The 6,643-nt window shown below is 51.0% G+C and carries 6 protein-coding genes; 3 read left to right on the forward strand and 3 right to left on the reverse strand.

From position 1 onward, the window contains the following. Window positions 1–119 precede the first annotated feature (119 nt). Together ACR0MI_RS03920 and ACR0MI_RS03925 are read right to left on the reverse strand one after the other, a co-directional pair. A complete protein-coding gene (locus ACR0MI_RS03920; RefSeq protein ID WP_170507152.1) occupies window positions 120–1,691 on the reverse strand; it encodes a DUF1214 domain-containing protein in 1,572 nt (523 codons plus the stop codon). A 99-nt stretch (window positions 1,692–1,790) separates the two neighbouring features. Then, a complete protein-coding gene (locus ACR0MI_RS03925; protein WP_170507149.1) occupies window positions 1,791–1,943 on the reverse strand; it encodes a hypothetical protein in 153 nt (50 codons plus the stop codon). Window positions 1,944–2,121: 178 nt separating this feature from the next. On the opposite strand from ACR0MI_RS03925, the gene ACR0MI_RS03930 reads away from it, so the two are divergent. The 3 genes from ACR0MI_RS03930 (at window position 2,122) to ACR0MI_RS03940 (ending at window position 5,504) form a co-directional block, all read left to right on the forward strand. Then, a complete protein-coding gene (locus ACR0MI_RS03930) occupies window positions 2,122–3,066 on the forward strand; it encodes a helix-turn-helix domain-containing protein (RefSeq protein WP_170816524.1) in 945 nt (314 codons plus the stop codon). Between the two features lie 402 nt (window positions 3,067–3,468). Beyond that, entirely contained in the window at window positions 3,469–4,662 is a 1,194-nt protein-coding gene (locus tag ACR0MI_RS03935; protein ID WP_170507142.1) for an AI-2E family transporter, read from the forward strand. A gap of 314 nt (window positions 4,663–4,976) precedes the next feature. Further along, window positions 4,977–5,504, forward strand: a complete 528-nt coding sequence (locus ACR0MI_RS03940; protein WP_170507139.1) for a DUF308 domain-containing protein — start codon at window positions 4,977–4,979, stop codon at window positions 5,502–5,504. 102 nt (window positions 5,505–5,606) lie between these two features. On the opposite strand, the gene ACR0MI_RS03945 is transcribed toward ACR0MI_RS03940, so the two are convergent. Further along, window positions 5,607–6,536, reverse strand: a complete 930-nt coding sequence (locus tag ACR0MI_RS03945; protein WP_480853682.1) for a sulfatase-like hydrolase/transferase — start codon at window positions 6,534–6,536, stop codon at window positions 5,607–5,609. Window positions 6,537–6,643 lie beyond the last annotated feature (107 nt).

Consider the following 6,643-nt stretch of genomic DNA (forward strand, 5'->3'; position numbering starts at 1 on the left):
TGCCGTAATGGTTCTAAGTTTCATAGTACCCTCCCGAAGTGAACAACATTTTGATTTTGTGCCGGCTACTCAGGTTCGAACGGTCGCACTCCGCGGAACTTGACCGGGAATGCACCGCATCAATTCACATATTCGTCGAAGCTATCAACGCGTTGAATGTTCGGCAGTTGGTACGTGCCGTCGAAGAACTCTGCGTGTGCTCCGTAGGCCCTGATGTAAGGGAACCAGCCGCGACCAGGCAGCGTACGAACATAGTTGCTTTCCCAGCCATCGGGAGCAGTGTCAGGCCCAAGCATCACAGCAAAGGAACCATCTTCGTTCTTCCTTGGTTTGTGCCCGAGACTATCTATGGTTACGTCATCGCCGGACTCCAGTCCTCGATTGTCGAGAAGAACACGTGTGTCGGGATCGTAAATCGTCAGAGACCAGAACAAGTCGGTTTTCGGTTCTCGGTCGAACAGCATGACGTAACGTTCTTCGCCCTTGAGCCGTTCGCCGTTCGAGTCCTCGAATTTAGCGACATAGCCTTGCGCTTTCCCTGGCCGTGGCACTGTCATCGAAGGTGAGGTCAATTGCGCTTCGTAGGTATACCGAGCTCGGGGATCAAAAATATCAAAATTCTGAGTGCTTTGATCGTACTTGATACCGTCGCCCCATTCGCCGCCAAGCACGTAGCGCCAGTCGAACTCACGGAGGACACCATCCAGCCGCTCGCTGAACACGAACGACTTTGCCATCATCTCGCCCACCTTGGCACCGTCCAGCAATGCCGCTGTTTGACGCTCATTCGGATCAAACGGCTTTCCACGCTCAATGCCGAGGGAGCGCAGCCAATACATAAACAGGCGGTCGCGTTCGGCGAGGTGCTCATTGTTGATTGCGGCGTGTACGACCTCCCAGAAGGCCATTCCACGAGGTTGGATCGTCGGAAGGAACTTGTCCTCGCCGGCATGCACTGTGGTAGCTGGTTCGTCACCATAGCGATACATCTGGATCTGGTTCCAGGTTTTCTGAACCGTATCCACATCTGCACCGGCCACACGCGCTAGAACGACGGCCCTATCAGTTCCAATCTCATGAACCTGGAAGTCATCGCCTAGCTTTTTCTGATCAGGTCGCATGTGTTGCGGCGTGTTTGGCCCCACAATGACGTGCTTTCCCCCTTTGCCTTCGAAGGGCCCAAAGATTCCAATGTCGGTGGGCGATTCCTGCCACATGTCAATGACCATGCCGATAACCACACCCGGTGGAATATCGAGCACCGTCGCGGCTCCGTTGGTGTTGAGCAGGCCTAAGGCGTAGTTAGTGGTCTCATTGGCGGTCAGGTATCCGCGCCTTTCGTTAAATGACTCGATGCGTACGAAATCACCGTAGTCAAAGTCAAAGTTATTGAAGTAGTTCTGGGCAAGCCGTTCCTGCGCCACGATTGGCAAAGCCCAAAGATAGAGTTGCGACGCACGCTGGTGGTCAATCAGTTCGTAAATCCGGTCAGCGGTCTCTTCTGTGGGGAAGCTGTGTTCTAGATCAAAGTTCCCAAAATAGGTTTCGACAGATCCCGTGACCGGCATTGCACCGGCGAACTCCTCATCGCTTTGGATATCAGAAAGCCGGATCTCGTCGGCTTTGGTAAGTGTGCCTAAAAAAGCAAAGCTAGTTAATGCAGATGCCAGATACAAGTTTCGTGTTTTCATAATCTAAACCTCCAACTCAAGGCAACTAGACAGCTTGATTGCCCATAGAATAGGTACCCACTCGAAAGATAGATCATTTCCCGGTGGGTGTGTGATCGATCAGCTGCCAAGATCCAGGTTGACTACGACCTTTTCTATCCCGCCTGGGAAGTCGATTGGCACATGGTAACTTTGGCTCACTGGCTTGCCTGCATCCGACCCAAAATCGAAAGTATCAGCAAGCGATATCCGGTAAACCATCAGCTCACGCATCAGAGATGTCAGCGATTCTTCCTAGACCATAATGCACGGCCTGCCTCCGCTAAACAGCAGTTAACTTTATCCCAAAAATGCAATCTGGCTTTCAGAATTCATCTTTAGTTGAAATTTCCGCTTCAAAACCCCTAAGATATTGAGATGCTTGAGTTACGGACGGAGACCATTGACGGTTATGCAATTCGTGCAGCATTCGACCTACGAAACAAACGATTTCGAGGACCTGCAAAAAGCAGCATCTGCTTGGGATCAGGAGTACACCCAGCTTTCACCGGGAAAGTTCTACGGCAGCATTGAACTTACAGAAGTCGGCACGACACAAGTGATGCGCGAGAAGTGGGGGCGCAAAATGAGGTACCGAGGTGCTGGTGTACCGAGTGGATTTGGTTTTGCACTGCCGCTGGGATCAACGGACTCGGTGTTTTGGCTTGGCAGCAAAGTTGAGCAAAACTCGGTTGTCATACAGTCGCCCTATCTGGAAGGTCAACTTGTTTCCGACGACGAATGGGACAGTTTAGTTTTATCATTCTCGGAGGAAGAGGTTTGGAGCATTGCGTCGGCTCTTTCTGGTGGCCTAGACTTGAAGCGTAAGCTCCATGGAAACCTTGTCTTGGATAGGTTGACCGCCAAAAAGATCAAACGTGCAGGTCTGAGCTTTTTGCAAGAAACAAAGTCCTGTTCCGAAAAAGCCTATATCATGTATGCTGTGCAAGTAGATCAATTCAAGAAACTGTTCATTTGGGCACTGTCAGAAGCCCTCAACGAAACCAAGGTTTCTTCTCCACCCTCAAAACGGGGGGTAATCGTTCGACAAGCGACGGACCTAGTCTTTGCTGATCCTCAAAAAGTCCCTGGGCTGACAGAGATCTGCAAACATCTGGGGATCAGCCTTCGCTCGTTGCACTACGCTTTCCAAGATGTCACAGGAATGTCTCCCGCAACGTGGCTTCGCCGCATTCGGCTGAACCACGTCTACAAAACCTTAAAATACACTGACCCAAAGGAAACTAAGATTAAGCGCATCGCTGCAGAACATGGCTTCCTGCATCTCGGGCATTTCAGCAATCAGTATAAGCATCTTTTTGGGCACTTGCCGTCGAAAACTCATCGGATGAAATGAAGACTTCCTCTGTGCTCAAACGAAATTAAATCTGTAAATTTGCTATTGCATTTGGCAGCGCTTCAGCTGGAAGTGCTGGACCTATCCGTTTCTGTTTACAGCCAGTTTTCAAAAAGCACACAAGTAGTGGATGATAAGCCCGCAGATCTTTTGCTGCTGAGAGTCGTGGGAATGCACACTATATGCCTTGGTTTGAATCAAGTAATGCACTGCTCGCCTTAACAAAGCATTTGTTTGGTTCGCGGTTGCGCTCTTTACGAATTGCGACCCACCTAGTATCTGCCTGTTATGTTGCACCAATTTGAAGTTTTAGCGGATACAATTGCTTTCACGCGTCTTCGAAATTTGAGGTATAGATGTCGAGATCAAAGCAGATAGCGGCAAAGTCACAAGATTCACGTTATGTCCGCCAATCCCAATAATACATCCGCAGCCACGCCTATGTGGTTTATGTTGACGATATCGATACCGATCGTTGTCGGTTTGTTGTGGTTCGGACGAGGTTTTCTAATCCCGCTTGCGGTCGCGGGGCTTCTTTTCATCCTGTCTTTAGCTTTGATCGATAGGTTTATGCGGTTTGAGCTTCTTGGCTGGTCGCCGCCGGGATGGCTGGCCCGGTTGCTAAGCGTAGCGACGGTATTCGCCGCAGTCTTATTGTTTGGCATTGTTGTCTCTTCATCAATTGATGAAGTGCAGGATGCCCTGCCATTGTACCAAGAGCGCTTAAAAGGGTTGGCCAATCAGGTCGAGTCGTTTGTCGGGCCCCAGGTGATCTCGACGGTTAGCGGCGCGTTTGCAGAGACCGACGTAGGTGCATGGCTTGGCGCGGCAGCAAACCAGCTGTTCGGTGTGATTTCGACTGTCGCGCTTGTGGTGCTGTACCTGGCCTTCCTGCTGTCGGAGCAGCATGCCTGGGTGGAAAAACTACCGCGTCTCGCTGGAACAGCTGAAGGGACTAAACAGGCGCAAAAGGTGCTGGGTCGGATTTCTACTGGTGTGAAGCAATACATGTGGGTCAATGCGGTGACCAGCGCTATGAGCGGAGCGGTTGCTTTCCTGATTTTCTCGTGGATTGGGCTCGATTTCGCGCCTCTCTTGGCGCTAACGGTGTTTGTCGCTGGTTTTATCCCGAATATCGGCGCCTTCATCGGGATTGCCTTGCCTTCTCTCGTAGCGCTTATCCAGTTCGACACCTTTACCCCGTTCCTGATCGTATTCTTTGGCTACGGCTTTGCAGACCAGTTCATCGCGAATGTCGTTCAGCCGTCAATGCAAGGCCGTTCGCTAAACCTAAGTACCTTCGTGGTCATGATATCCCTCACGTTCTGGGCAACGGTTTGGGGCGGGATCGGTGCATTTCTTGCAATTCCAATGATGGTGGTGGCCATGGTCGTATGCGCCGAAATTCCTGCTGTTCGCTGGATCGCAGTCCTTATGTCGACCGATGGGCTCTTGGATGTTGAAGATTCTGTCCAGCCGGGGCTCCTTAAGGAAAACCTTGTACCGGCGGGCGGCGGCCGGCGCCAAAGAAAGCAAGCCGAATTCGAGGCAGAAATCAGAGAATTGCGCGCCGAGCTTGAGAACCGCGACACCTGAACCCGCGCGTGGCTACTGTAAGGTGCATTCGAACCAGTAATGGCACGTTAAGTAAGCTGATTTACTGTTGTCGTGCCAATCCGTTCCCGAATATTAAACACATCAGTCCGCTTGATGAGCGCGTGCGTAACCAACCGTTCCCGCCCCAAGCCAAATGCTCCCCAAAAGACCACTTTTCTGAGAACTTTGAGGCCCGAACAGTGATGTATTGCGTCAACAGCACACGGAAAACGCGACGATCCTAGTTGGGATTTTCTTGTGCAGCCCGCATTGTGGAATTCAACTTCGGGTACGTAGCGAACGAGGGCTAAGAAATGAAAAACAAAATCTTATGGATTCTCATGGCGGCAATATCGATTCTGGGCGGCATCTATGCGTTGGCGAACCCAGTGCTGGCCAGTGGTTTCGCAACTATTCTGGTTGGCTGGGTATTCATAGCGTTGGGCGTCGTTCAAGTCGTTACTGGATTTCGAGCGGAAAGCGCCGGTGCAAAGGTTTGGACCATCCTGCTTGGAGCACTTGCCGTATTCCTCGGCGTCACAATTCTTGGACATCCGCTGAAGGGTATGATGGCTTTGACGACGATGCTCGCAATTTTGTTCCTTTTTGGAGGCATGGCGAAAATCGTTCTATCCTTCGCACTTGAAGACAGAAGGTTTTTCTGGGCCGTTCTGATTTCCGGTATCGCGTCTATCGCATTGGCGGTAATCATTTTTATGAACTGGCCGGTTTCCGCAATTTCCGCTCTTGGCATCTTGTTGGGAGTTGAACTAATTTCCGACGGAATCTCTTCTCTCGCGATGGCATTCAGCGACGACGGCGAAGAAGCGCAATCCGCTTAAGCGGCCGAACTCGGCAGCGTTCAACACGATGCCTGATATCACTACCGGAAGAATCGCGCCCAAAGAGCCGTCACAAGCTCTTTGAGCGTAAGATTACTCCGCCTAGTCTTGTTCGCCTGGACCAAGCGGCAAGTTCGAGACAGAAAAACTCTCGGGCTTCTGCCGTTGCGGAAATTCTTTGAACGTCGCCACCAGCTTGGCCATCTGTGCCTGAGCAAGCTGAATTGTATACATGCGAGAGGCGGACCATTTTGTATACATACCGCCAACATTCACAGCGGTCTCAAATGGATCGGCGCGTAAGTTGGTCACATCGGGCCAAGCCAGAGGTGTCAATGGCTGTTTCCAAACACCGAAGCCATGACCTTCTTGCTTAGAGAACATGACTTTAAGATCGCCTACACGTACGGCCGAAATGTCGCCTGTGTCGGTAAAATAGTAGATCTCGTTTCTTGGACCTGCTCCTTCGCCACCAGATTTCAGGTACTCAAGCATGTTGTAGCCATCCAGATGTACTTTGAAATTTTTGTCTCCAGCTTGATAGCCGTCCAGAAGCTGTTCTTTAACGCCTGGAACGCCCGCGGCTGCCAAAAGGGTCGGCATCCAATCCATGTGGTGTACAATTCCGTTTACGACTTTGCCTTCTGGAAATTTACCGGGCCACCGCACCAAAGCAGGAACACGAAAGCCGCCTTCCCAAGTGGTTGCTTTTTCGCCATGGAAAGGGGTTTGGCCTCCATCAGGCCAAGTAAACACTTCTGCACCGTTGTCCGTGGAGTAGAGAACGATGGTGTTGTCGGCTACCCCAAGTTCGTCGAGTTTATCGAGAAGTTGGCCAACATGACCATCGTGTTCAACCATTCCATCCGCGTATAGACCAACGCCTGTCACGCCTTGAGACTCAGGCTTGAGGCGTGTCCAGACGTGCATCCTACTGGCGTTGTGCCAAATGAAAAATGGCTTTTCTTGTTGAACAGCCCGTTCCATGAAGTCAATTGATGCTGCAAGAAACTCTTCGTCTGCAGTTTCCATCCGCTTTTTCGTCAGATGTCTTAGCCCCGTAAAACTGTGCCACTATTTTGGTGTCACGGAAGGGATGATGGATGGCTCGGAAGCGGTATTCGGATGAAGATGCGTTG

This window comes from Ruegeria sp. D4 (assembly GCF_056534475.1).

What these genes read in the sequence shown, in the direction of transcription:
- ACR0MI_RS03930 (WP_170816524.1), top strand. Translation starts at nt 2,122, where the DNA reads ATGCAATTCGTGCAGCATTCGACCTACGAAACAAACGATTTCGAGGAC.
- ACR0MI_RS03935 (WP_170507142.1), top strand. Translation starts at nt 3,469, where the DNA reads ATGTCCGCCAATCCCAATAATACATCCGCAGCCACGCCTATGTGGTTT.
- ACR0MI_RS03920 (WP_170507152.1), bottom strand. Translation starts at nt 1,691, where the DNA reads ATGAAAACACGAAACTTGTATCTGGCATCTGCATTAACTAGCTTTGCT.
- ACR0MI_RS03925 (WP_170507149.1), bottom strand. Translation starts at nt 1,943, where the DNA reads ATGCGTGAGCTGATGGTTTACCGGATATCGCTTGCTGATACTTTCGAT.
- ACR0MI_RS03940 (WP_170507139.1), top strand. Translation starts at nt 4,977, where the DNA reads ATGAAAAACAAAATCTTATGGATTCTCATGGCGGCAATATCGATTCTG.
- ACR0MI_RS03945 (WP_480853682.1), bottom strand. Translation starts at nt 6,536, where the DNA reads ATGGAAACTGCAGACGAAGAGTTTCTTGCAGCATCAATTGACTTCATG.